This window comes from Amycolatopsis sp. NPDC043885 (assembly GCF_056435685.1).
On sequence record NZ_JBWKEA010000001.1, the window covers coordinates 1,194,196 to 1,215,062 of the forward strand.

27 protein-coding genes are annotated in these 20,867 nt (G+C 68.7%); 14 read left to right on the plus strand and 13 right to left on the minus strand.

Features of this window, described 5'->3' with window-relative positions; all coding sequences use genetic code 11:
• Positions 1 to 79: 79 nt before the first annotated feature.
• From AC069I_RS05995 to AC069I_RS06005, 3 genes are all read left to right on the plus strand, one after another.
• Positions 80 to 790 (plus strand): ABC transporter ATP-binding protein, encoded by a 711-nt coding sequence (locus AC069I_RS05995; RefSeq protein ID WP_478264930.1) that lies wholly within the window; start codon positions 80 to 82, stop codon positions 788 to 790.
• Between the two features lie 15 nt (positions 791 to 805).
• The gene (locus tag AC069I_RS06000; RefSeq protein ID WP_478264931.1) at positions 806 to 1,540 is read left to right on the plus strand and encodes an ABC transporter permease; all 735 of its coding nucleotides are present in this window, start codon (positions 806 to 808) and stop codon (positions 1,538 to 1,540) included.
• A 110-nt stretch (positions 1,541 to 1,650) separates the two neighbouring features.
• Positions 1,651 to 2,043, plus strand: coding sequence for an SCO5389 family protein (locus AC069I_RS06005; protein ID WP_005161845.1), 393 nt, complete (start codon positions 1,651 to 1,653; stop codon positions 2,041 to 2,043).
• On the opposite strand, the gene AC069I_RS06010 is transcribed toward AC069I_RS06005, so the two are convergent.
• The 3 genes from AC069I_RS06010 to AC069I_RS06020 are packed head-to-tail and all read right to left on the minus strand — an operon-like array spanning position 2,040 to position 4,290.
• On the minus strand, positions 2,040 to 3,065 hold the full coding sequence (locus AC069I_RS06010; RefSeq protein WP_478264932.1) for an LLM class flavin-dependent oxidoreductase: 1,026 nt from the start codon (positions 3,063 to 3,065) through the stop codon (positions 2,040 to 2,042). The two genes, AC069I_RS06005 and AC069I_RS06010, sit on opposite strands and share 4 nt — an antisense overlap.
• Positions 3,020 to 3,175, minus strand: a complete 156-nt coding sequence (locus tag AC069I_RS06015) for a hypothetical protein (protein WP_005161850.1) — start codon at positions 3,173 to 3,175, stop codon at positions 3,020 to 3,022. Before AC069I_RS06015 ends, AC069I_RS06010 begins: the two co-directional genes overlap by 46 nt.
• Positions 3,175 to 4,290, minus strand: a complete 1,116-nt coding sequence (locus AC069I_RS06020) for a class E sortase (RefSeq protein WP_478223893.1) — start codon at positions 4,288 to 4,290, stop codon at positions 3,175 to 3,177. The genes AC069I_RS06015 and AC069I_RS06020 overlap by 1 nt, the downstream gene beginning before the upstream one ends.
• Before the next feature lie 215 nt (positions 4,291 to 4,505).
• Here AC069I_RS06020 and crgA point away from each other — a divergent pair, with 215 nt between their 5' ends.
• Positions 4,506 to 4,772 (plus strand): cell division protein CrgA, encoded by a 267-nt coding sequence (gene crgA / locus AC069I_RS06025; protein ID WP_034322048.1) that lies wholly within the window; start codon positions 4,506 to 4,508, stop codon positions 4,770 to 4,772.
• 118 nt (positions 4,773 to 4,890) lie between these two features.
• On the plus strand, positions 4,891 to 5,268 hold the full coding sequence (locus AC069I_RS06030) for a PH domain-containing protein (RefSeq protein ID WP_478223894.1): 378 nt from the start codon (positions 4,891 to 4,893) through the stop codon (positions 5,266 to 5,268).
• On the opposite strand, the gene AC069I_RS06035 is transcribed toward AC069I_RS06030, so the two are convergent.
• The 3 genes from AC069I_RS06035 to AC069I_RS06045 all read right to left on the minus strand — a co-directional run bounded on the left by AC069I_RS06035 (position 5,253) and on the right by AC069I_RS06045 (position 7,411).
• On the minus strand, positions 5,253 to 5,741 hold the full coding sequence (locus AC069I_RS06035) for a hypothetical protein (protein WP_478223895.1): 489 nt from the start codon (positions 5,739 to 5,741) through the stop codon (positions 5,253 to 5,255). The genes AC069I_RS06030 and AC069I_RS06035 overlap by 16 nt on opposite strands.
• Before the next feature lie 103 nt (positions 5,742 to 5,844).
• Positions 5,845 to 6,807, minus strand: a complete 963-nt coding sequence (locus AC069I_RS06040) for a rhomboid family intramembrane serine protease (protein ID WP_478264933.1) — start codon at positions 6,805 to 6,807, stop codon at positions 5,845 to 5,847.
• 43 nt (positions 6,808 to 6,850) lie between these two features.
• Positions 6,851 to 7,411, minus strand: coding sequence for a peptidylprolyl isomerase (locus AC069I_RS06045; protein ID WP_034321953.1), 561 nt, complete (start codon positions 7,409 to 7,411; stop codon positions 6,851 to 6,853).
• An 89-nt stretch (positions 7,412 to 7,500) separates the two neighbouring features.
• Between AC069I_RS06045 and AC069I_RS06050 the strand changes: the two genes are divergently transcribed.
• On the plus strand, positions 7,501 to 8,220 hold the full coding sequence (locus AC069I_RS06050; protein WP_478223897.1) for a hypothetical protein: 720 nt from the start codon (positions 7,501 to 7,503) through the stop codon (positions 8,218 to 8,220).
• 67 nt (positions 8,221 to 8,287) lie between these two features.
• Here AC069I_RS06050 and AC069I_RS06055 read toward each other — a convergent pair whose 3' ends face one another.
• From AC069I_RS06055 to AC069I_RS06070, 4 genes are all read right to left on the minus strand, one after another.
• On the minus strand, positions 8,288 to 8,500 hold the full coding sequence (locus AC069I_RS06055) for a heavy-metal-associated domain-containing protein (protein WP_478223898.1): 213 nt from the start codon (positions 8,498 to 8,500) through the stop codon (positions 8,288 to 8,290).
• The gene (locus AC069I_RS06060) at positions 8,497 to 8,898 is read right to left on the minus strand and encodes a nuclear transport factor 2 family protein (RefSeq protein WP_478223899.1); all 402 of its coding nucleotides are present in this window, start codon (positions 8,896 to 8,898) and stop codon (positions 8,497 to 8,499) included. Before AC069I_RS06060 ends, AC069I_RS06055 begins: the two co-directional genes overlap by 4 nt.
• A 167-nt stretch (positions 8,899 to 9,065) precedes the next feature.
• Positions 9,066 to 9,518: a DUF6918 family protein gene (locus tag AC069I_RS06065; RefSeq protein WP_340686064.1), complete on the minus strand. Its 453-nt coding sequence runs from the start codon at positions 9,516 to 9,518 to the stop codon at positions 9,066 to 9,068.
• A gap of 168 nt (positions 9,519 to 9,686) precedes the next feature.
• Complete coding sequence (locus AC069I_RS06070; RefSeq protein ID WP_340686065.1) at positions 9,687 to 10,211, minus strand: DUF2020 domain-containing protein; 525 nt, start codon at positions 10,209 to 10,211, stop codon at positions 9,687 to 9,689.
• Positions 10,212 to 10,284: 73 nt separating this feature from the next.
• Here AC069I_RS06070 and AC069I_RS06075 point away from each other — a divergent pair, with 73 nt between their 5' ends.
• The 3 genes from AC069I_RS06075 to AC069I_RS06085 all read left to right on the plus strand — a co-directional run bounded on the left by AC069I_RS06075 (position 10,285) and on the right by AC069I_RS06085 (position 13,010).
• Positions 10,285 to 10,998 carry a hypothetical protein gene (locus AC069I_RS06075; protein WP_478223900.1) on the plus strand — a complete coding sequence of 238 codons (714 nt, stop codon included), beginning with the start codon at positions 10,285 to 10,287 and terminating at the stop codon, positions 10,996 to 10,998.
• Positions 10,998 to 11,639 carry a pyridoxine/pyridoxamine 5'-phosphate oxidase gene (locus tag AC069I_RS06080; RefSeq protein WP_478264934.1) on the plus strand — a complete coding sequence of 214 codons (642 nt, stop codon included), beginning with the start codon at positions 10,998 to 11,000 and terminating at the stop codon, positions 11,637 to 11,639. The genes AC069I_RS06075 and AC069I_RS06080 overlap by 1 nt, the downstream gene beginning before the upstream one ends.
• A gap of 93 nt (positions 11,640 to 11,732) precedes the next feature.
• Positions 11,733 to 13,010 (plus strand): M14 family metallopeptidase, encoded by a 1,278-nt coding sequence (locus tag AC069I_RS06085; RefSeq protein ID WP_478223902.1) that lies wholly within the window; start codon positions 11,733 to 11,735, stop codon positions 13,008 to 13,010.
• Positions 13,011 to 13,012: 2 nt separating this feature from the next.
• Here AC069I_RS06085 and AC069I_RS06090 read toward each other — a convergent pair whose 3' ends face one another.
• On the minus strand, positions 13,013 to 14,197 hold the full coding sequence (locus AC069I_RS06090; protein ID WP_478264935.1) for a DNA glycosylase AlkZ-like family protein: 1,185 nt from the start codon (positions 14,195 to 14,197) through the stop codon (positions 13,013 to 13,015).
• A 53-nt stretch (positions 14,198 to 14,250) separates the two neighbouring features.
• Between AC069I_RS06090 and AC069I_RS06095 the strand changes: the two genes are divergently transcribed.
• The 5 genes from AC069I_RS06095 to AC069I_RS06115 all read left to right on the plus strand — a co-directional run bounded on the left by AC069I_RS06095 (position 14,251) and on the right by AC069I_RS06115 (position 18,295).
• Positions 14,251 to 15,102, plus strand: a complete 852-nt coding sequence (locus tag AC069I_RS06095) for an ADP-ribosylglycohydrolase family protein (protein WP_478223904.1) — start codon at positions 14,251 to 14,253, stop codon at positions 15,100 to 15,102.
• Between the two features lie 60 nt (positions 15,103 to 15,162).
• Entirely contained in the window at positions 15,163 to 16,227 is a 1,065-nt protein-coding gene (locus AC069I_RS06100; RefSeq protein WP_478223905.1) for a sensor histidine kinase, read from the plus strand.
• A complete protein-coding gene (locus AC069I_RS06105) occupies positions 16,218 to 16,877 on the plus strand; it encodes a response regulator (protein WP_478223906.1) in 660 nt (219 codons plus the stop codon). The genes AC069I_RS06100 and AC069I_RS06105 overlap by 10 nt, the downstream gene beginning before the upstream one ends.
• Before the next feature lie 64 nt (positions 16,878 to 16,941).
• Entirely contained in the window at positions 16,942 to 17,877 is a 936-nt protein-coding gene (locus tag AC069I_RS06110; protein WP_478223907.1) for an alpha/beta hydrolase, read from the plus strand.
• A gap of 19 nt (positions 17,878 to 17,896) precedes the next feature.
• A complete protein-coding gene (locus AC069I_RS06115) occupies positions 17,897 to 18,295 on the plus strand; it encodes a helix-turn-helix domain-containing protein (protein ID WP_478223908.1) in 399 nt (132 codons plus the stop codon).
• On the opposite strand, the gene AC069I_RS06120 is transcribed toward AC069I_RS06115, so the two are convergent.
• Together AC069I_RS06120 and AC069I_RS06125 are read right to left on the minus strand one after the other, a co-directional pair.
• Entirely contained in the window at positions 18,210 to 19,676 is a 1,467-nt protein-coding gene (locus tag AC069I_RS06120; RefSeq protein WP_478223909.1) for a DHA2 family efflux MFS transporter permease subunit, read from the minus strand. The two genes, AC069I_RS06115 and AC069I_RS06120, sit on opposite strands and share 86 nt — an antisense overlap.
• 84 nt (positions 19,677 to 19,760) lie before the next feature.
• Positions 19,761 to 20,792 carry a hypothetical protein gene (locus tag AC069I_RS06125; protein WP_478223910.1) on the minus strand — a complete coding sequence of 344 codons (1,032 nt, stop codon included), beginning with the start codon at positions 20,790 to 20,792 and terminating at the stop codon, positions 19,761 to 19,763.
• Between the last annotated feature and the right edge of the window lie 75 nt (positions 20,793 to 20,867).

The following is a 20,867-nucleotide window of genomic DNA, read 5'->3' on the forward strand; positions in this document are numbered from 1 at the left end:
ATCAGGGTGGGCCCAGCCCCACCCCAGGTGTGGGTTCAGCGCCATTCTGGCGAAGTCCCTTGCGCCATAACGTTTTCGCATGCCACTCATCGAAATCAGCAACCTCCGCAAGACGTACGGGGAGCACGTCGCGGTCGACGACGTTTCGTTCCACGTGGAACAGGGCGAGATCTTCGGGATCCTCGGGACCAACGGCGCGGGCAAGACCACCACCGTCGAATGCCTCCAGGGCCTGCGGACGCCGGACTCCGGCACCATGTCGATCCTCGGCCTCGACCCCGGCAAGGATCACGGCGCCCTCCGGCAGCGCCTCGGCTCGCAACTCCAGGAGAGCCGCCTGCCGGACAAGATCAAGGTCCACGAAGCGCTCGACCTCTACGCGTCCTTCTACGCGAACCCCGCCGACACCGGCGAGCTGCTCGCGAAACTGGGTCTCACCGAGCAGCGGGACAAGTACTTCGGCAAGCTTTCCGGCGGCCAGAAACAGCGCGTCTCGATCGCGCTCGCGCTGGTCGGCCGCCCCGAGGTCGCCGTTCTCGACGAGCTGACCACCGGACTGGACCCGCACGCCCGCCGCGACACCTGGAAGCTCGTCGAGACCGTGCGCGACACCGGCGTCACGGTCCTCCTCGTCACGCACTTCATGGACGAGGCCGAACGCCTCTGCGACCGGCTCGCGATCTTCGACGCCGGCCGCGTGGTCGGCACCGGCACCCCCGGCGAGCTCCGTGACCGCGCCGGTAAATCCACTTTGGACGAAGCCTTCGTGACCCTGACCGGCCGCGACTGATCGGAGGAGAGGAAAATGAACACACTCGCCAAAATCACCCTCACCGAAACGAAACTCGCCTTCCGCACGCCCGGCTTCGTCATCGGCGGGCTCGTGCTGCCGACCGCCATCACGGCCGTGCTCGGGGTGATCCCCGGCATTCGCGCGGAAAGCGGGACAACGACGGGTATGCGCTTCCTCGACGCCTGGGTGCCGTCGATGATCGTGCTCACCATCGCGATGATGGGCCTGCAAGCGATCCCCGGGATCATCGCGTCCTACCGCGAACAGGGCATCCTCCGCCGCTTCGCCACCACCCCGGTGCACCCGGCCCAGCTGCTGGTGGCGCAGCTGATCATCAACGTCACCGTGACGATCGGCGGGGTCGGCATCCTCCTCGTGACGGCGGGCGTCGTCTTCGACGTCCCCAGCCCGCGTCACCCACTCGGCTTCCTGCTGACGTTCGTCCTCGGCACGACCGCGATCTTCGGTCTCGGCCTGATCGCCGCGGCGGTCGCCAAGACCAGCCGCGCCGCGGGCGGGATCGCGATGATCGCCTACGTCCCGATCATGTTCCTCGGCGGCGTCTGGCTGCCGCGTCCGTTGCTTCCGGAGGCCGTCCGGGACATCGGCGCGTACATCCCGCCGGGCGTCAAAGCCCTCGAAGACGCCTGGACCGGCACCGGCGCCCAGCCGCTGCAACTCGCCGTACTGGCGGCTTTCGCGGTGGGCAGTTGTGTCGTGGCGGCGAAGCTCTTTCGCTGGGAGTGACGACGGCTTCCGCCAAAGTGGTGATGATGATCGTTTTCTCTTGTGGCTGGGGCCGAGGGTGAGTAGTCAGGGAGATGGCCCACGTTCACTGTGTCTCTCTCGGAGGTTCGATGTCTCTGGATGTATCGCCCGCGCTGCTGGAGAAGGCCGAGCGCGGGGAGGTCTCCGACGCCGAATTCGTCGCCTGTGTCCGGGAGTCCCTGCCCTACGCCTGGACTGTGATCACCGGTGTCATCGCGGAGGCCGAGGGCGCGGCCGATGGGTTCGCCGACAACGAGACGCCGCCGCCGAGCGAGGCCGAACGCGGCCAGTTGCTGCGAGCGCTGGCCTCGGACGCCATCCGCGGCGGGCTGGAACGGCACTTCGGCGTGAAGCTGGCGTTCCAGAACTGCCACCGCGTCGCCGTGTTCAAGAAGTCCCAAGTGGACAGTGACCGCTACCGCGCGTTCGTCTCCGTCCGCGGCCAGCTGCTGAACCAGAGCCCGGAACTCCGCGACTGCTAACCCCTGCGTAGCGCGGGAAGGACCTCTTCCCCGATCCGCGTGATGTTCTCGAGCGTTCCCTCCGGCGTACCGGACGCTTCCACCATCATGATCACGTGGGAGACCCCGGTACGCCGGATGCTCGTTCCCAGCCGGTCGACGCAGTACTCCACGCCGCCGATCGGGTGCATCTCGCACAGCCGGTCGGTGTAGGAGACCGGATCCTTGTCCAGCCCCCGCTTGCCGTCGAGGTACACATGCCCGGCGAATCCCTCCTTGAGGGAGCCCGGCAGCGCGGACCGCACGACGTCCAGCGCGTCGTCCCCGACCTGGCACATCACCGTCGAGACGTGTTCAGCGGCGGAATCCCCGTACGCGGCAAGCGTTTCGATCTTGCCGTCGTCGTCGGTGTGCAGCCCGAGCAGCATCGGCAGCCCGCGATCGGCGGCGAGCCGGACCGCGCGAGAGCCGGCGTCCCCGCAGGCCACGACCATGCGCGGAGCCCGCTCCGGCCGCGGCACCATCGGCACCTCCCGGAACCGGAAGTGCTCCCCGTCCGCCGAGACAGTCTTCGACGTCATCGCGGCGAGTAACAGATCGAGGCTCTCCTCGAACCCGGTTTCGTAGCGGGCCGCGCCGGTGCCGAAGACCTCCAGGTCCTGCCACGGCCCGCCCCGGCCGACACCGATCCGCAGCCGACCGCCCGAAACCGCGTCGAGCAGCGACCATTGTTCGGCGAGCGCCACCGGATGCGCGACCGACAGCACGCTCACCGCGGTGCCGACGGCGATCCGCTCGGTGCGGCCCAGCACGTGCGCGGCGAGGGTGATCGCGGACGGGCAGACGCCGTACGGCATGAAGTGGTGCTCGGCGAACCACACGTCGTCGAACCCGGCCCGTTCCGCGGCGATGGCGGCGTCGACCGACCGGCGCAGGACATCGGCGTCCTCCTGCCCGGGAAACCGCCCGGAGACAAGGAAGACGCCGAACCGCGCGTCTACTGGACGCTCACTTCGTTGAACCAGAGCCGGGGTTCCAGCCACGGGAAGACGACGAACATCAGCAGCGCCACGATCCCGAGCGCCAGCACGACGGCCGTCGCGAGCTTCACCGCGAAGGGGCCCGGCAGCTTGCGCCAGATCCAGCCGTACATCAGCGCGCCTCCGAGATCTTGGGCAGGAGTTCGGCGTAGGAGCCGACCTGGTTCTTCGGAACCTGCTGAGCCAGCACCGCGTGGATGATGAGCCGTTCCTTCGCCGAGAACTTCGGGTGACACGTCGTCAGCGTGAGCAGCGAGACCTGCTCGGCCTTCGGCAGGATCTCCGGGTCCTTGTACGGCACCGGGTTCACCGTCTCACCCTTGGACGGGAACACGATGCGGCGGCCGTTGGTCTCGCCGTAGGGGCCGCCGTCGACGGCGTTCGGGTCGCGCAGGGTCCCGACGTTCTTGCACTTCGGCTGTGCGCCCTTGCCCGCCGCCCAGCCCTCGACCTCGTCCTTGTACGGCAGCACCTTGTAGATGTAGAAGTCGGTCTGCGTCTCGATGATGATCTGGTCGCACGAGCTGAGGTTGTCCAGATCGTTGAACGGCGCGCCCTTGCCGACACGGTGGCCCGCGATGGCGAAGTTACCCGGCTCGCCGGGCAGCGCCGTGCCCTTGTAGTGGCCGGGGCCGACTTCGAGCGCCGCCTCGGTGGTGCCTTCCTGGATGGTGAAGTTGAAGTCGGCGCCGAACACCGGGATGTGGATCCTGGCGAACGCCTTCCCGTCGACCAGATCGGGGTGCAGCTGCCGGTCCTTGCCCCACTCGCCGTCCAGTTCCGAACTCGCCTCGGACTGCTTGCCCGCGGAGAAGAGGTCGGTCACGTAGACCTCGTAGACCATGAACAGCAGCACCACGAGGCCCGCGGTGATGAGGAGCTCGCCGACGGTCCGGATCGCGGCGCCGCCCTTGCCCAGTTCGCGCGGCGGCGGCCGTTCCTCGGTCGCGGTGCCACCGCCGACCGGTTCGAAGACGACGGTCTCCTCGGTCGACCCCGGCGGCGCGGGACGACGGCGAGGCGGCGGCGCGTCCGTCCGGCGGCGCGGCGGAGGTCCGTCGTACGCCCTGCCGTCCGGCGGCCTCCGTCGAGGCGTCGGCGCCTCTCCCGGTGCCCGGCGCGGCGGAATTGCGTCCTCCGGCCTACGCCGGGGGGCCGGACGGCCGCCACCGGGTGGTCGTTCGGAGTACCGCCGCCGGTCCCCGCCCGGCTCTTCCCGCTCAGCCACCACCCAAGCTCCTCAGTCTCGAACCAAGCCGCAGTGTCGAACCAGCACAGTGTGTCGAACCGTGTGTGACACCATTGTCACAGTGCGGGAAATCGACCGGTCCCGGACGGTGCCCAGCGGCGCTCGTTTACGTTAACGTGTGCACGTGGCGCTGGTTGCGCACCCGAAAGCGGGTCATCGCCACCAGGGAAGCCGAACAGTACGCGAGGAACACGATGCCGAAGTCCAAGGTCCGCAAGAAGACGGCGTACACCCCGCCGACCGACCGCCGCACGCCGGTGAAGGTCAAGGCCGCGGGCCCGTCGAACCTGTTCTACAAGATCGTGATGTTCGGCCTCATGCTGATCGGCCTGATGTGGCTGGTCGTCAACTACATCGCGGGCGACAAGATCCCCTTCATGGCGGATCTGGGCAACACGAACTTCGCCATCGGTTTCGTGCTGATGATCGCCGGGTTGCTCATGACGATGCGGTGGCGGTGAGCATTACCCCGGATGGCGGCTTGACGCCTAATTACACCGGTGTGACTCATCCCCAGTGTGGATAACCCCTGTGGATAACTACCCCACCTCGTGGGCGCCGCAGCGGAACGTTGTGGTAGTGGCCTGGGTGATCACCCTGTTGTTGCTGGCAGGCGTGCTGTGGCTGGCCATCGGCGGTGACGCCGGCGGCACGATCCTGACCGGGCTCGCGATGCTCTCCGTGGGCGCGCTCGCACTGCACGGCACCCTGCTCCGTCCCCGGCTGGCCGCCGGACCCGACGGAATCCTGGCCAGGACCGTCGGTGGCACGCGCCGCTACTCCTGGTCCGAAGCCCGGCTGCGGGTGCGCACGACGCGACGGCTCGGCCGGGACAGCCTGACCCTCGAGGTCGAATCCGGCGAACACCTGCTGGTGTTCGGCCGGATCGACCTCGGTGAGGACCCCAGGGACGTCCTGGACGTCCTCACCGCTCTCAAGGGTCAGGCGTTGTCGTAGTAGTGGACGTCGCCGTTCGGGCCGTGTGACCAGCCAGGGACGGCCGGGCCGACCGCGGGCGGCGCGTATTCCCCGAAGATCTCGTACGGCGCGGCCGGCGAGCAGATCGGGTTGATCTTGACGACGCAGTTCCGGAGCGACCCGCTGAACTTCGCTTTGACGTGCCGAGGCCGCTGGTCCTCGACCACCGCCTGGCCCGCGGTGATCTCCCAGCCGGTGGCCGCGCCCGGCCCCGTCGTGCCGACGGTCTGCGTCGCCGCCGACGACGTGACTCCGGGATCGCCGAAGCAGATTTTCAACGCCGCGTCGACGTAGGCGACACGCAGCGTGATCGCGCTGCCGGAGCCGAGGAAATAGCGTTTGGTGTACGTCTGGCAGGTCTCGGCGGCTTGACCGGCCTGCGCGATCGACGGCGCCAATGCCGACGCCAGCACGGCGACGGCGGCGAGAGCTGCTGCTTTCCGGATCTTCATCTCAACCCCCAAGTTGATGATGTCAATGATCAACTCGAAGGTACCCGGACTTGTTGCTTCTCCACCGGGTATTCGGATAACCCACTCAGGGGAAGATCGGCCACTACCGGTAGCAGGCGTAGACCTGCTGGCCCTGGAACGGCGTGAACTCGCAGTAGGCGGCGGTGACGGTCTGGGCGTCTTTCCAGACGATGAGGCCGATGATCGCCACGACGACGAGCACGATCCCGCCGATCTGCCACTTGAGCCGGTCTTTCTCCGGTGCGTAGAGCAGCGCGAACGTCACCAGCAGACCGGCGACGAACCCACCGGCGTGCCCGAGGATCGAGATGTCCGGCACCTGGAAGGTGATGAAGACGTTCAGCCCCAGCATGATGAGCAGCCAGGTGGGATTGAGCTTGAGCTTGACGACGATGACCGCGTAGGCACCGATGAGGCCGAAGATGGCACCGGACGCGCCGACCACGGGGCGCGCTCCGAGGTCCGAGAACACCAGGCAGGCGGCCGAGCCGCCGAGCATCGACACGAAGTACAGCACGGTGAACGGGACACGACCGAGCGCGATCTCCAGCGGGCGGCCCACGAACCACAGCGAGAAGGCGTTGCTCGCGATGTGCAGCAGGCCGAAGTGCAGGAACCCCGAGGTGAAGATCCGCCACCATTCGTTGCCCGCGAGCGTCGGCGCGTTGGCCAGATTGCCGAGTTGGAAGAACTCCGAGATGTTGTTGCTCGCGAGGCTTCCGGCCAGGGCGACCGTGATGAAGAAGAGTGCGACGTTGACCGCCACGAGGACCGGCGTCACGACAGCCGTTTGAACGGGCTGGGCACCCGCGAGGGTGCGCGCGCCGTAGCCCGCGTCGCGGTACTGCTTCTGCTGGACGCGGTCCTGCTGGCGGCCCGCCTGGATGCAATCGGTGCAGTGGAAGCCGACGGCGGCTTCGCGCAGGCAATCCGGGCAGGCCGGACGCTCGCAGCGTGAACAGCTCAGCCCGGTCGGCCGGTTCGGGTGCCACCAGCAGCCGGGCATGGCGGCCTGCTGGTACTGGGGATTCGGTGGTTGGCTCACGATGCCACCAACCTACCGAAATCCCCCGTAACCGGCTCTACGATCAGCCCTCGCGGCTGATGCTGACCTTCTCGATGACGATGTCCTGCAGCGGACGGTCCGCCGGACCGGTCGCCGTGCGGCCGATCGCGTCGACGACGTCGCGGGACGCCTGGTCCGCGACCTCACCGAAGATGGTGTGCTTGAAGTTCAGGTGCGTCGTCGGCGCGACGGTGATGAAGAACTGCGAGCCGTTGGTGCCGGGCCCGGCGTTGGCCATGGCCAGCAGGTACGGCTTGGAGAACTGGAGCTCCGGGTGGAACTCGTCGCCGAACTTGTAGCCGGGGCCGCCGCGGCCGGTGCCGGTCGGGTCGCCGCCCTGCAGCATGAAGCCGTCGATGACGCGGTGGAAGATCGACCCGTCGTAGAACGGGCCCGAGTTCGTGCCCTGCGCGTTGGGCTGGGTGTACTCCTTGCTGCCCTCGGCGAGCCCGACGAAGTTCGCGACCGTCTTCGGCGCGTGGTCGGGGAACAGGTTCAGGTTGATGTCACCCTGGTTGGTGTGCAGAGTGGCCTTCAGCGCGCCACCAATGAGGGATCCCTTGCTTTCAGTCACGAGCTTCATCGTGCCATCTGCGGCAAGATCTGGGGAAAAGGGGCACGATAGGTTACAAGCAACGAAGCAGAATCAAAACGATTGATGAGGTGAAGGCCATGACCCGGGCCGCAGATTCGGTGAGCGAGTCGGCGAAGGCCGGCGCGCTCGGCCTGCGCAAACGTGCTGTCGAGGCGGGCAAGGAAGCCACCGCCCACGCCGTCGAGGTAGCCGAGCAGAAGCTCTCCGAGAGCGCCGGTGAGATCGCTAAGACCAGCCGTCGCGCGCGCAAGAAGCTCGCGAAGAAGACGGAACTGACCCGCAAGGAGCTCAAGCGCAGCTCCAAGGCGGCTCGCAAGGAGGCGCTGGCCAGGATTTCCGAGATGCGGAAGCCGGGCCGCAAGGCGCGCAAGGCCGCCATCCAGGCCGCGAAGTCCGCCGGTGAGTCCAAGCGCCGGGGCAAGAAGGACTTCAAGGCGGCGAAGAAGGACTTCAAGGCCGCGCTCGTCGAGGCGAAGTCGGCGGCCAAGGGGACGCGCAAGCGTCGTCGCTGGCCGTGGGTGATCGGTATCGCGGTCGTCGGCGCCGGTGCCGCCTACGCGCTGCGTTCCAAGCAGGAGCCGCCGGTCGCGCCCGCGCCGCCGAAGGCTCCGCCCGCTCCTCCGGCCAAGCCCGCGGCTCCGGCCGCGGCCGCTCCGAAGCCCGCTCCGGCGAAGCCTGCCGCTCCCGCGAAGCCCGCTGCTTCCGGTCCGGCTGGGGGTTCGGGTGCGGCCAAGCCCGCGGCTCCGAAGAACGGGCACCAGGCTTCGAACGCCGGCTCCGCCGACAAGAAGAACTGACGCCTCACGCTTTTCTGCTTGTCGCGAAGGGTCGCCCAGGACCACTGTCCGGTCCTGGGCGACCCTTTCACGTTCCGGGGACGAGTTCGTAGCCCGCTTCTTCGACGGCGGCGCGGACGACTGCGACGTCGAGGTCCTGGTCGCTGGTCACGGTCACCATGCCGTTGTCGACGTCCACCGCCACGGCGGTGACCCCCGCGATGGTCTCGATCTCCTCGGTGACGAAACCCGCGCAGTGCCCACAGGCCATGCCGCGCACGGCATAGGTGCTCGTGCTCATGCCGTCGCCGCTTCGGCGGGAACGGTGCGGGTGAGCGTATGTCCCCGGCGCATCCGGCCGTCGGGGGTGAACTCCCCGAAGAAGTACACCTCCAGTTTGAGGTCCCTCTTGCGATTCGTCACGTGGAGAGTGCTCCGCGCGGCGATCCGGTTCCCGTCCGCCACCGCGTCGTGCACCTCCATCCGGGCGGTGGGCCGGTTCTTGCGGACCGGGCGGGTGTGCGCGATGAGCTTGTCCCGGTCCATCCGGTGCCCGTCGGCGATCTGCACGATGTCCGGCGTGTGATAGCGGTCGACGATCACGCCCGCGTCTTCGTCGCCGTTCACCAGTTCGTCGTGGAAGGACTCGTGGAAGTCCGCGATGAACTTCTTCGGATCGGTGCCGTGAAAGGGCGTCATCGTGCTCCCCAAGCCGCCTGAGTTAACTCTTACACGCTGTAAGATATCTGCGGAGCACGAGCTTTGACAAGGTGTCAGAATTACGAAGGGGCGCCGTCACTCCCGACGTGATGTCGAGAGTGGACGGCGCCCCTTCGGGTGTTCGGCTCAGCGCGTGGCTGAACGGGTCACGCGTTCGCGGCGTGCTTGTCGATCAGCTGGCCGAGGCGGGGAAGGGCCTCCTCGACGTTCTTCTTGCCGTTCGGGCGCAGCTTCGAGTAGACCTTCTTGATGCTGTCGCGGCTGCTCTTCTCGGCGCGCGAGTCGGTGACCGACAGGAGCGCGTCCGAAGCCTCGTCGCTGCGGCCGACCAGGTAGGCGCCGAAGTCGTTGCCACCCTTGGCCTTGTAGTCGCCGTAGAACGGCTCGAGGGCCACGGTGAAGTCGTCGAGCAGGGTGTCGACGGCGGCGGGGATGATGCCCGGCTTGATCTTCTTGACGGCGGCGAAGCCGGTCTTCACGACGGCACCCGAAACGCCGCCCTTGTCCGAGACCTCGGCGTCGACGAGACCTTCGAAGTCGCTCACGACCGCCGGGCGACGGCTGGAGTCGAGCAAGATTTCCTTGAGGGTGTCAGCCACGAAACCTGTCCTTTTGTCTTATGGGGAGAAATGATCTTTTGTGCCGCCGAGCCACACCGCAAGGCGGCCTCCGCCGGATCTGGCGCCCGCGCTGGTCCCGCGAAACCTCGCGCGTGCGGCACAGGGTAGTACAAGATCAACTTCACTCTGACGTGTGGATACCACTACCTAGAGCTTCAGCTCACCGATAGCCTCCTTCGCCACCGTACGTGCTTTGATGCTCTGCTTCTGGTTGGTGGTCACGACAACCGCGTTCCCACCCTTCGCGACCGCGTAAACGGCGCCTTCCCCGGAAGGTTGGTAGCCGCCCTTCCAGCCCGCCGGTTCGTCGGCCGGGTTCGAGGTGTCGATGGGCGCGGCCTGGTCCACCAGCGCCTTGGCCACGGCGGGTTCCCCGACGTACACGCGCACGGTGAGCTGCAGTTTCCCGCTCAGCGCATAGAAGAAACAGGTCGGATGCGGCTGATCGGCCGAGGTCTTGACCTTGGAGACCTTCTGCCCGTTGGCGTCCGAGACGAAGTCGGTACCGAGGTACGGGCACGGGCCTTTGCCGGTGGGTTCCGGGGCGGGCGGGATGCTGGGCGCCGCGGTGCTCGACGGCGCGGGCGAACTCGCCGCGGGCGGCGGCTGTTCCGTCGGCCCGCAGGCCGCCAGCAGCGGCACGACGAGCGGCAAGATCAGAAGACGTCGCATAGTGGCGTCCAGTGAAGCAGATCGCCGTTTTCGTGCGACGATGGCGCTGCGCGAGGAGTCTTCGGGAGGGTCAGTGCTCAGCAAGGAGCAGTACCTGGGTGCGGTGGCAGAACGTATCCAGCGCAGCGGGGGCAGGCTGAACACCGTGCAGATCGGGCCGAGCGCGGCCGTCGTGGGGCTGTTCACCGAGTCCGTGATGATGTCGACGATGAACTACTGCGTGGTCGCCGCGGCGATCCCGGAGGTGACCGCGCCCGCGTTGTACGACTTCACCGGGCTGGCGACGCAGCACGCGCGCGCGAACGTGATGGGCACGGTCGGCTGGACGGCCGCTTCGGTGGTCATCGCCGGGCTGATCGGCGACCGGGTGTACCCGGACGCCGCGCAGGCCGCGTCGGCGAAGTCCGGCAACCAGTTCGGCGGCGAGACGCGCATGGTGGCCGTCGACGTTTCAGCGGCCCAGATGTACGCGTTCGTCGGCGGGAAGCTGTGGGGCGCGGCGGTGCAGGGTTCGGTCAACGCGAAGCTGACGTTCTGTTTCCCGCAGCCCGCCGAGGTCTATCAGCAGGTGCAGTGGGCGCAGTCGCAGGGCCAGCAGCCACCCATGCCGCCAGGGCCGCCCATTCCTCCACCCGGTCAGCAGCCGCCGCCCGGCTGGCAGCCACAGCAGCCGCCGCAGTACCCGGTCGGGCCACCGCCCGCGCAGGGTCCGCCGCCGGGTCAGCATCCGCCGCACTATCCGCCGCCCGCGCCCGGCTATCCGCCGCAGCGCCCGCCGGGGTACTGATGAACCGCACGTTGCGCGGCTGGCCTTCGTTCCCCGAGGAACTTCCGGAGTTCGGCATCGAGGCCGCACCGGCGACCCCGCGGGAGCTTTTCCTGGAATGGCTCGACGAAGCGGGCGCACACGTACTGGCACCGCACGCCGTCACTCTGTCCACAGTGGACGCCGACGGGGTGCCGGACGCGCGGGTCGTGATCCTCAAGGACGTCGACGGGGACACCTGGGCGGTGGCGACGAGTTCCGAAAGCCCGAAAGGGGTTCAGCTGGCGAAGAATCCGTTCGCCGCGCTGACCTTCTTCTGGCCGGGACGAGGCCGTCAGGTGCGCCTGCGCGGTCCGGTCTCGGCAGCCGATCCCGAAGTGTCCGCCGCCGATTTCACCGCCAGGCCGCCGGCGTCCCGGGTGGAGGCGTTCATCGGCAGGCAGTCCCAGGTGCTCGAAGAACCGGCCGATCTCGACCGCGCCGCCGCGGAAGCGGAGCGGTGGGTCGAGGAGAATCCCGGCGTGGCACCGGAAACCTGGACCCGCTACCTGGTGACGCCGTCCGAAGTGGAGTTCTGGCAGGCGAGCCACGACCGGCGGCACAAGCGGCTCCGCTACCGGCGCGAGAACGGAAGCTGGCGCAAAGAACGCCTCTGGCCGTAAACGGTAACTGGGAACGACGATCGTCGGGTTGTCGTGGATGATTAACTTCGGCGACGGTGAACGACACCTTGTCCCAGATCGTTCGGAGGCGAAATGTCCACACGCCGTCGCATCGGGGGCGCCTTGGCCGCCACAGGGCTCGCCCTGCTGGCCGTCACGACGCCCGTCGCGAGCGCCCAGACCGGCGACCCGGCGAGAGGGCTGTACTCGGTGGAGGGCGCGTCCACGCCGGACAAACGCACCGAGGTCGCTCGAACCGGCGTCGACGTCGCGGGCTCGCGCGGCGGCGCGCTGACCGTCGTCGCCACGCCGGGGCAGGCCGCGGCCCTGCGCGCGAACGGCTTCGGCCTGAAACCGCTCGGCGACTTCGACAGCATGCTCAAGCAGCGGAGCGGTCGCGCGGGCACCGCGGCGGTCGCGGGCGACTTCCCTCCGGGCGACGAGGCGTACCACACCTACGCCGAAACGACCGCTGAGCTGCAGAAGGCCGCGAAGGACCACAGCGACATCGCGACGCTGTCCAGCGTCGGCAAGTCCCACGAGGGCCGCGAGCTGAACCTGCTGAAGATCAGCGACAACGCGGGCACGGACGAGAACGAACCCGAGGTCCTGTTCACCTGCAACCAGCACGCGCGCGAACACCTCACCACCGAGATGTGCCTGCGGATCGTGCAGCGGTTCACCAGCGGCTACGCGACCGACGCGGCCATCAAGAAGATGGTCGACGAGCACGAGATCTACGTGATCCCGAACGTCAACCCGGACGGCTCGGAGTACGACATCTCCGGCGGCGAGTACCAGGGCTGGCGCAAGACGCGGAAGCCCGTGCCGGGCAGCAGCGCGATCGGCACCGACCCGAACCGCAACTGGGACTACAAGTGGAACTGCTGCGGCGGGTCGAGCAACAGCCCGTCGGCCGAGGACTACCACGGTCCGTCGGCGTTCTCCGAGCCCGAGACCAAGGCGGTCGCGGATTTCGTGGACTCCCGCGTGGTCGGTGGCGCGCAGCAGATCAAGACGCACATCGACTTCCACACCTTCTCGGAACTGGTGCTCTGGCCGTACGGCTACACGAAGGCCGACACCGACACGGGCCTGAACGAAGAGGAAGCGAAGCGCTTCGCCGACGTCGGCAAGCAGATGGCCGCCACCAACGGCTACACGCCGGAGCAGTCCAGCGATCTGTACGTCACCGACGGCGACGTCAACGACTGGTTGTGGGGCAAGCACAAGATCCTCAGCTACACCTTCGAGATGTACCCGAAGGACGGCGGGATCGACGGCTTCTACCCGCCCGCTTCGGTGATCCCGGAGCAGACCGCCCGCAACGACAAGGCGGTCGACATCCTGATCAACGAGGCGAAGGGCTGACCTCAGTTCCTGAGATCGGCCACTCGCGACGCCCGGCTCTTCGGCGAATCCAAGCCGAAGCTCCGGGCGTCGCCCAGTTGATCACGGACGAATTCCTCGGTCCGCGCGATCGTCTCGCGCAACGCGGCGTCCTCATCACCGAAGAACTTGTGGACGATCTTGCGCGTCTCCGTGTCGAATTCCCACAAGCCGGCGATGCGCCCCCGGTCGACGATGACGTGACTCGGCGGGTCCGCCTGCCCGCCCAGCGTCTCCCCCGCGCGGCCTCCGGGCACCGGGCGTTCGACGTCGGCGTCGGCGAGCAGCCGCGGCAGGTCGCGGTGCAGCAGATGGACGCCGTCGATCCCGGCGAGCAGCGCGTACGACGGCTCGGCCGGCACGGTGAACGCGGCGAACTCGTCGGCGATCTCCTCGGGCATCAAGAGATCGGTGCCGTCGAGCGGCACGAGTTCCAGCTGTTCCGCGATCTTCTTCGCACTGGTCGCGGTGAAACCGGAGAACCAGCGGAAATGCTTCAGCGACGCCGGGGCCGCCCACGAGAAGTACCGCCGGGCGAGGCCTGTCCGCGCGGTGTCCATATCGGACAGTCCACCGCGCGGGGACGGCGCCCAGCGGACGTAGCCGTAACGCTGCTGGTCCAGCCGCCCGTCGACCGGGACCCGGCGGATGTCGCCGCGGGCCTGGAGCAGGCCGAGCGCGAGCGGCAACGTCGTGGTGGTGCCGCGTTTGCGGCCCGCTTCCCCGAGATTGCGCACCACCGGTCCGGCGGCGTCCTTGATCGCGGCCGGGGCGAGCGGTTCGCCGGCGCCGTCGAGCAGATCGGCGACGGTGACGCACAACTGCTCGATCTCGGCCTGCGTGACGCCGAGGTATTTCTCCGCGGCCGCGAGTTCACCGGCGGGCGCCGCGGCGCCGACGGTCAGGCCGAGTTCGAAATCCACCGACGGCAGGACGTAGGTGCAGCCACGCGCCGAAGGCAGTTCGTGGATGGCGAGCCGCGCGACGTCCGCGTCGACCGTTTCGCGATCGAGGCCCGCCCTGGCGAACAACCCGAGATAGGGCGCCGATCCGCCGACCGAGCGCATCCAGCCGGTCCGCTCCAGCACGGCGGCCGCCGAGGATCCGCGCGGCGTTCCGTCGAGCCCCTGCCGATGTGCCCACCACGCGCGCAGCTTGTCGGTCGCCATGACTCCACGGTATGGGTATCGGGCGACACCCCGCAGCCTGGCAGGATTACCGGATGCTGGTCGAACTGGCCATCGGCGACGCGTACGGAGGATCCTTCGAGCACGCGTACCCGAGCTTCGTCGCCGAACACAACAAGCTGACCGGTTACGTGCCGCATCACGGTCAGCCCGGCGCCCCGGCCGGTCGCTACACCGACGACACGCAGATGACGATCGCGATCGCCGAGGTGCTCGTGTCGGGACGGCGATGGACGCCGCTGCTGCTCGCCGAGCAGTTCGTGCGGGCGTATCACCGCGATCCGCACGACGGCTACGCGCCGCGTTTCCATCAGCTGCTCAGCGAGGTCCGGGACGGCGAAGAGCTGCTACGGCGCCTCCAGCCGCAAAGCGACAAGAGCGGTGCGGCCATGCGCGCGGGGCCGATCGGGCTCCTGCCGACCGTCGACGACGTCCTCTACCACGCGAAACTGCAGGCCAGGATCACGCACGACACCCCGGCCGGGATCGCCGCGGCGCAGGCCGCCGCGCTGGCCGTGCACTACTGCCACCATCGGGTGGGTCCGCTTTCCGAGGTCGCGAGGTGGATCGACGGGATCCTTCCGGAGGACGTCGGGCACGGCGGCTGGGCGCTGCCGTGGTCGGGCAAGGTCGGGCCGCAGGGTTGGATGAGCGTGCGCGCCGCGCTGACCACCCTCGCGACCGGCCGGAGCCTGAGCGGAATGCTCCACGCCGCCGTCGCGCTCACCGGTGACGTCGACACCGTCGCGACGATCGCGCTGGCCGCCGCGTCGCGCTCGCCCGAGGTGGCTCAGGATCTGCCGCCGGTGCTGTGGTGCGACCTGGAGAACGGCGAGTTCGGCCGCGACCATCTGGCGGCGCTCGACGAGCGGCTGCTGCACATCTGACGTAGGCGGGCTCCACGGAACGCGGACGCGCACGCCGTCCGGTTTCGGCAGACTGGGCGGGTGAAGTGGCTGATCAGGGGCGGAGCAATCGCCGCATGGCTCGCGGTGAGCGCGCTGCTCGTCGTCGGCACGGCGAATCTCGAACCCGGGCCGGGGGAACGCCCGGTCGACGCGTTCGGCTTCGCCGTCGTCGCGCTCGCTTGTCTCGCACTCGCGGCAGCGTGGCGGCTTCCGGTTGTCACGGCCGGAACGGAAGCGTTTGCGCTGCTGTTCTACCTGGGGCTCGGCTATCCCGACGGTCCGGTGTTGTTCGCCGGTCTCGTGCCGCTGTTCGCGCTCGGAACCCTGCGTCCGCGACGGCTCGCGTACGCCGTCGCGAGCGGTACGGCGGCGATTGTCGTCGGCGCGAACCTGGCCACCGGCGGGGCGGGCGCCCTCGATCTGGTCTTCGTCGGCTGGGCAGGCTTCGCGGTCTTCGCGGCCGACGCGCTTCGAGGACGGCGTGAGCGGGCCGCGGCCGCAGAACAGGCGGAACGCGATCGCGTCCTCGGCGAGCGGCTGCGCATCGCCCAGGATCTGCACGACAGCGTCGGCCACGCGATGGCGGTCATCAACGTCCAGTCGGGGATGGCCGAGCACGTGATCGACGATCACCCCGAAGTGGCGAAGGAAGCGCTCGGTGTCGTCCGCACGGTCAGTGGGACGATCCTGGACGAGCTGAACGCGATGGTGCGGCTGCTGCGTGACGACTCCGCCCCGCTCCGGCCGGCGCCCGAGGTGGCGGACATTCCCGCGCTGGTCGCGTCGGCGAACCAGGCGGGCCTGGCCGTCACGCTGGACCTCGACGCTCCCGGGATCGGGCAGCCGGTCGGTGGCGCGGTGTACCGGATCGTCCAGGAATCCCTGACGAACGCCGCGAAACACGGTGGGGCGGCCGCCGAGGTGATGGTGCGAGCCGACCAAAGCGGCCTGCGGCTCGACGTGGTCAACGAAGTCCGCACGCCGGGGCCGGACGTCCCCGGTGCCGGGATCAGGGGAATGGGTGAACGGGCCAGGACGACCGGCGGCACACTGACCGCGGGCCGTGAGGACGGGAGGTTCCGGGTGAGCGCGCGATGGCCGTGATCAGGGTGGTGCTCGCCGACGATCAGCTCCTGGTGCGGTCCGGGTTCGCGGCACTGCTCCGGGTGGAAGCCGGGATCACCGTGGTGGGGGAAGCGGACGACGGCGAGGCGGCGGTCGCCGTCGTCGCGGAAACCGTGCCCGACGTGGTGCTGATGGATGTCCGGATGCCGGGGACGGACGGGCTGGAAGCCACCCGCCGGATCATGGCGGACGAACGGCTTCCCGGTGTCCGCGTCCTCATGCTGACGACATTCGACCTCGACGAATACGTCTTCGACGCGCTACGCGCCGGAGCGAGCGGCTTCCTGCTCAAGCACACGAGGCCCGCCGATCTGATCCAGGCGGTCCGCGTCGTGGCGGCGGGAGACGCGCTCCTCTCCCCGAGCGTGACCAGGCGCCTGATCGCGGAATTCACCGCTCGGCCGTCACCTTCGCTGCCCCGTGCCGACGGCTCGGCGTTCACCGAACGAGAGCACGAAGTCGTCCTTCGCGTCGCGCAGGGAATGTCGAACGAGGAGATCGCGCGGGAGTTCGTGATCAGCGCGGCGACCGTCCGGACCCACGTCAGCCGGGCGATGACCAAGGTCCACGCCCGCGACCGCGCGCAGCTCGTGGTCTTCGCCTATCAGAGCGGGATGGTGCGCGCCTGACGTAGCCACCGATCCCCACGCCGGCACGACGACGCGACCCCGGCCCGCGAGCGACGCTTCCGCCATGAAACTCACTGCGAAAGCGGCTCTGCTCACCGCGCTCCTTTCCTTGACCGGGATCACGACGGCGACCGCCGCGGAAAGACCGGCCCGCTGCGCCGAACACCGCTTCGCGGTCCAGGTGAACGGCGAACGTCAGACGGTCGCCGGCGAACTCTGCGTCCGCGGGAAGCTCACCCCGCGCACGCCGATCCAGATCCTGTTGCACGGCGGGACCTACGACCGCGCCTACTGGGACTGGCCGTACCAGCCGCGTCGCTATTCCTATGTGGACAGTGCGACCCGCGCGGGCTACGCGACGCTCAACCTCGACAGGCTCGGGTACGGCCGCAGCAGCCGTCCGGATCCGGAGACCCTCGACTTCGACGCCGGCGGCGAGGCCGTCCACCAGGTCGTCCGGCAGCTGCGCCCGCGGTTCCGCACGATCGTCCTCAATGGACACTCTATGGGCGGGCTCGTCGCGGAACGGGCCGCCGGACGGGGCGGCGTCGACGCCGTGATCGTCAGCGGCATCCCCCGCGACCGGCCCGGCGCACGGTCCGCGGCGACGGAATCACCCTTCTTCCCGGCCGAACTGGACCCGAAGTTCGCCGGAAAGCCTTGGGCCCGCGGCTATTTCACGACACGTCCCGGCACCCGCGCGCAGACCTTCCACCACCCCGGCACCTACGACCCCGCGATCATTCCCGTCGAAGAAGCCCTCAAGGACACGCTGGCGTCGGCGGAACTCCGCTCGGTGGGATCCGGTGCGGCGAACCGATCGGCACCGACAGTCCCGACGGCGTACGTGCTCGGCGAGCACGACACCCTGGTCTGTGGGAGCGGCGACTGCGGCGCCGACAAGATCGTGCGGGGCAGCGGTCACTCGATCAACACCAGCCTCGCCGCGCCGGAGTTCTACCGGTGGACCTTCACCTGGCTGGCTCGAAAGTTAGGGTGACCTAACTTAGACTGGTCGCATGGATTCCTTGACGCCGGTTCGCGAGGCCGCCGACCATTTCGGGCTGGCGATCTCGACCCTGCACTACTGGGAACGCCGAGGACTCATCACGGCCTTCCGCCGCTCGGGCAAGCGGTACTACGACGACGACCAGCTGTACCGCATCGCGCTGATCAAGCATTGGCGGCAGATCGGCGGGCTCGGCCTGACCAGGATCACCGAACTGCTCGCCGAACAGCACCGCTGGCGGGAGGTGGTGACGGGCAGGATCGCCGAGATCGAACGGGAGCGTGCGCGGCTCGACACCGCGCACGACTACCTGGTCGAGCTCCTCACTTGCCGCCGCGAGGGGAACCTTGAGGACTGCCCCTGGTTCCGCGACCGGGTCGACCTGCCCGCCCATGCGGCGGCGAGCTGAGTCCCGGCATCGCCAGCGCCGCGACCACCGCGGCGGCCGCGAGGCAGGCGGCGGAGGCGAGGAACGCGGCGGTGTAGCCGTGCACCAGCGCCTCCCCCTTCGGCAGGCCGGACGGCGAGCTCGCGGTCACGGCCGCCGCGAGCGCGGTCAACGCGGCGAGGCCGAGCGCGCCGCTGGTCTGCCGGACCGTGTTCAGCAGACCGGCGGCCAGGCCGTTCTGGCCTTCCGGCACCCCGCTGGTGGCGGCCACGGTGATCGGTGTGAAGGCCGCGGCCGTCCCGAATCCGAAGACCATTCCCGGCACCAGCACGGAAACGACGTACGAAGCGTGCGCACCGGCCAGCGCCGCGACCCCGGCGAAACCCGCCGCACCGATCGCGCAGTACAACGCCGCCGCCCGCCTCGGCCCGATCCGCACCGACAACCCGCTCGCGGTCCGCGCGCCGGCGAACATCGCCACTCCCACCGGCAGGTAGGCCAGTCCCGCCCGCAGTGGCGAGTACCCGTGGACGTCCTGGAGGTACAGCGAAAGCAGGATCGGACTGGCGAGGAAACCCAGCCCCAGCAAGAAGATCACCACGTTCCCACTGGTGACCGAACGCAGCCGGAAGATCCCGAGCGCGACGAGCGGTTCGTCCGCCCACCGGTGCTGGTGCACCAGGAACACACCGAGCAGGACGAGCCCGCCGAACAGCGGGAGCAGCACGGACGCGCTTCCCCAGCCGTCGACCGGAGAGCGCATCACCGCGTAGACCACGCCGACGAGTCCCGCCGCCGACAGCACCGCGCCGAGCACGTCCAGCCTGCCGCGAGGACGGCTTCGATCCCGGAGCGGCAGCACCGCCCCGGCGACGAGAACGGCCACCACACCGATCGGGACGCTGACGAAGAACACCCAGCGCCAGCCCGCCCACTGGGTCAGCAGGCCGCCGATCACCGGCCCCGCCGCGGCACCGGCCGCGCCCACCGCACTCCAGGTTCCCAAGGCCCGCGCGCGACGGGCGGGTTCGGTGAACGTCGTGGTCAGCAAGGACAACGTCACCGGCATCAGCAGCGCGCCACCGAATCCTTGCACCGTGCGGGCCACGAGCAGCGTTTCCGGTGAACCGGCCAGCCCGGCGGCGAGCCGCGCGACGGTGAAGACGCTCATCCCGAGCACGAAGATCCGCCGGCCCCCGAATTCGTCGCACAACCGGCCGCCCAGCAACAGGAAACCGGCGAAGGCGAGGGTGTACGCGTTCACCACCCAGGTCAGCGCGCCGTCGGGGAAACCAAGGCCGGACCGGATCGCGGGCAGGGCGACGGAAACGATCGTCGCGTCGAGGATGACCACAAAGGATCCGGCGCACGCCAACGCGAGCAGGACGCCTTCACGTTTCATACCGTCACCCTCCGCCTCCGGCGGCGGATGATCTCCGCCGCCGGGCCAGCGTGCACGCTGAAGCGCGCTTGAGGGCAAGCCTCGCTACCAGGAAGGCCGGTACCGCAGGCCTTGCTCGTAGTACTGATCGTCGGATTCGGCCGGTTCGGGCCGCTCGTCCTCGGCGGGTCCAGCCGGTTCTTCCGAACGGTCCTTGAGCACCACGTTTTCGGCGCCCGCCGTCGGCCGGTGCGGCACCGGCGGCGTGACGGTCTCCCCTGCCTCCTGGAACGAAGGGGTGAACCCGAGCCGCCAGCGGAGCCGGTCGGTGATGTAGCCGGCGTAGGAAGCGCAGCAAGGATCCGCGAAACGCAGTGCGGAGCTGATGGCGCCGATCGGCAATCCCTTGTCGGTGTTCTCCGTTGCGAAGTTGCCGGGATCGAAGGTCTCGCCGGGACTGACGTCCGGCGGTTCGGGAATGATCGGCAGGTTGTTGATCTCGGTGTCGATCTTCGAGATCAGCGACTCCGACGCGCGGAACATGCTTTCCCTGAGGTTGACCACACCGTCGTGGAAGCTGTTGTAGATCATTTCGGGGCTGTCCCCGACGATGTCGGCCTGCAAGGTGGCCGCCGTGGCGAGCCCGGCCCCGGCCGCCGGTGGCACGGCCGCCACGAGCAGAGCGGTGACAGCGGCGGCGAAGGTCGCGGCCAGCGCCTTCTGCAAGGCGGATTCGTCCTGCCGTTCCTTGTCGTCCCGGTACTTTTCCGCGGCGGTCAGGAAGGAAGCGGCGAGAGTGCTCAGATCGGCCCGTGCGGTCGCGATGGCGTCCCGCGCGGCCACGATGTCGGCTTCCAGCACGGTGAGTTTGGTGCCGACCCGGGCGTAGGTGTTCACGAGACCTTGGATGTAGCTCTTGGCGGTCTCGGCGCCTTCACCACGCCACTTGAGAAGCAGCACCAAGGACCGGTCGAGCGGCGCTTTCGTGTCCTGGAAAGCGTTCCAGAGACCTTCGTAGGCCTCGATCATGGTCTGCAGGCTGTTCTCGCCGACGAGCGCCGCCTCGGAGAACTCGAGGAAGAAGTCGCGGACCTGTTCCTTGCGACCGCCGCTCATGTCGACGTCGCTGCCGAACATCCAGTTCTGGAAAGGAGATCGACCGCCGCGAAGGCCTTTCGGCACCCGCGGTGAGATCGTGGGAGATCCCCTCGA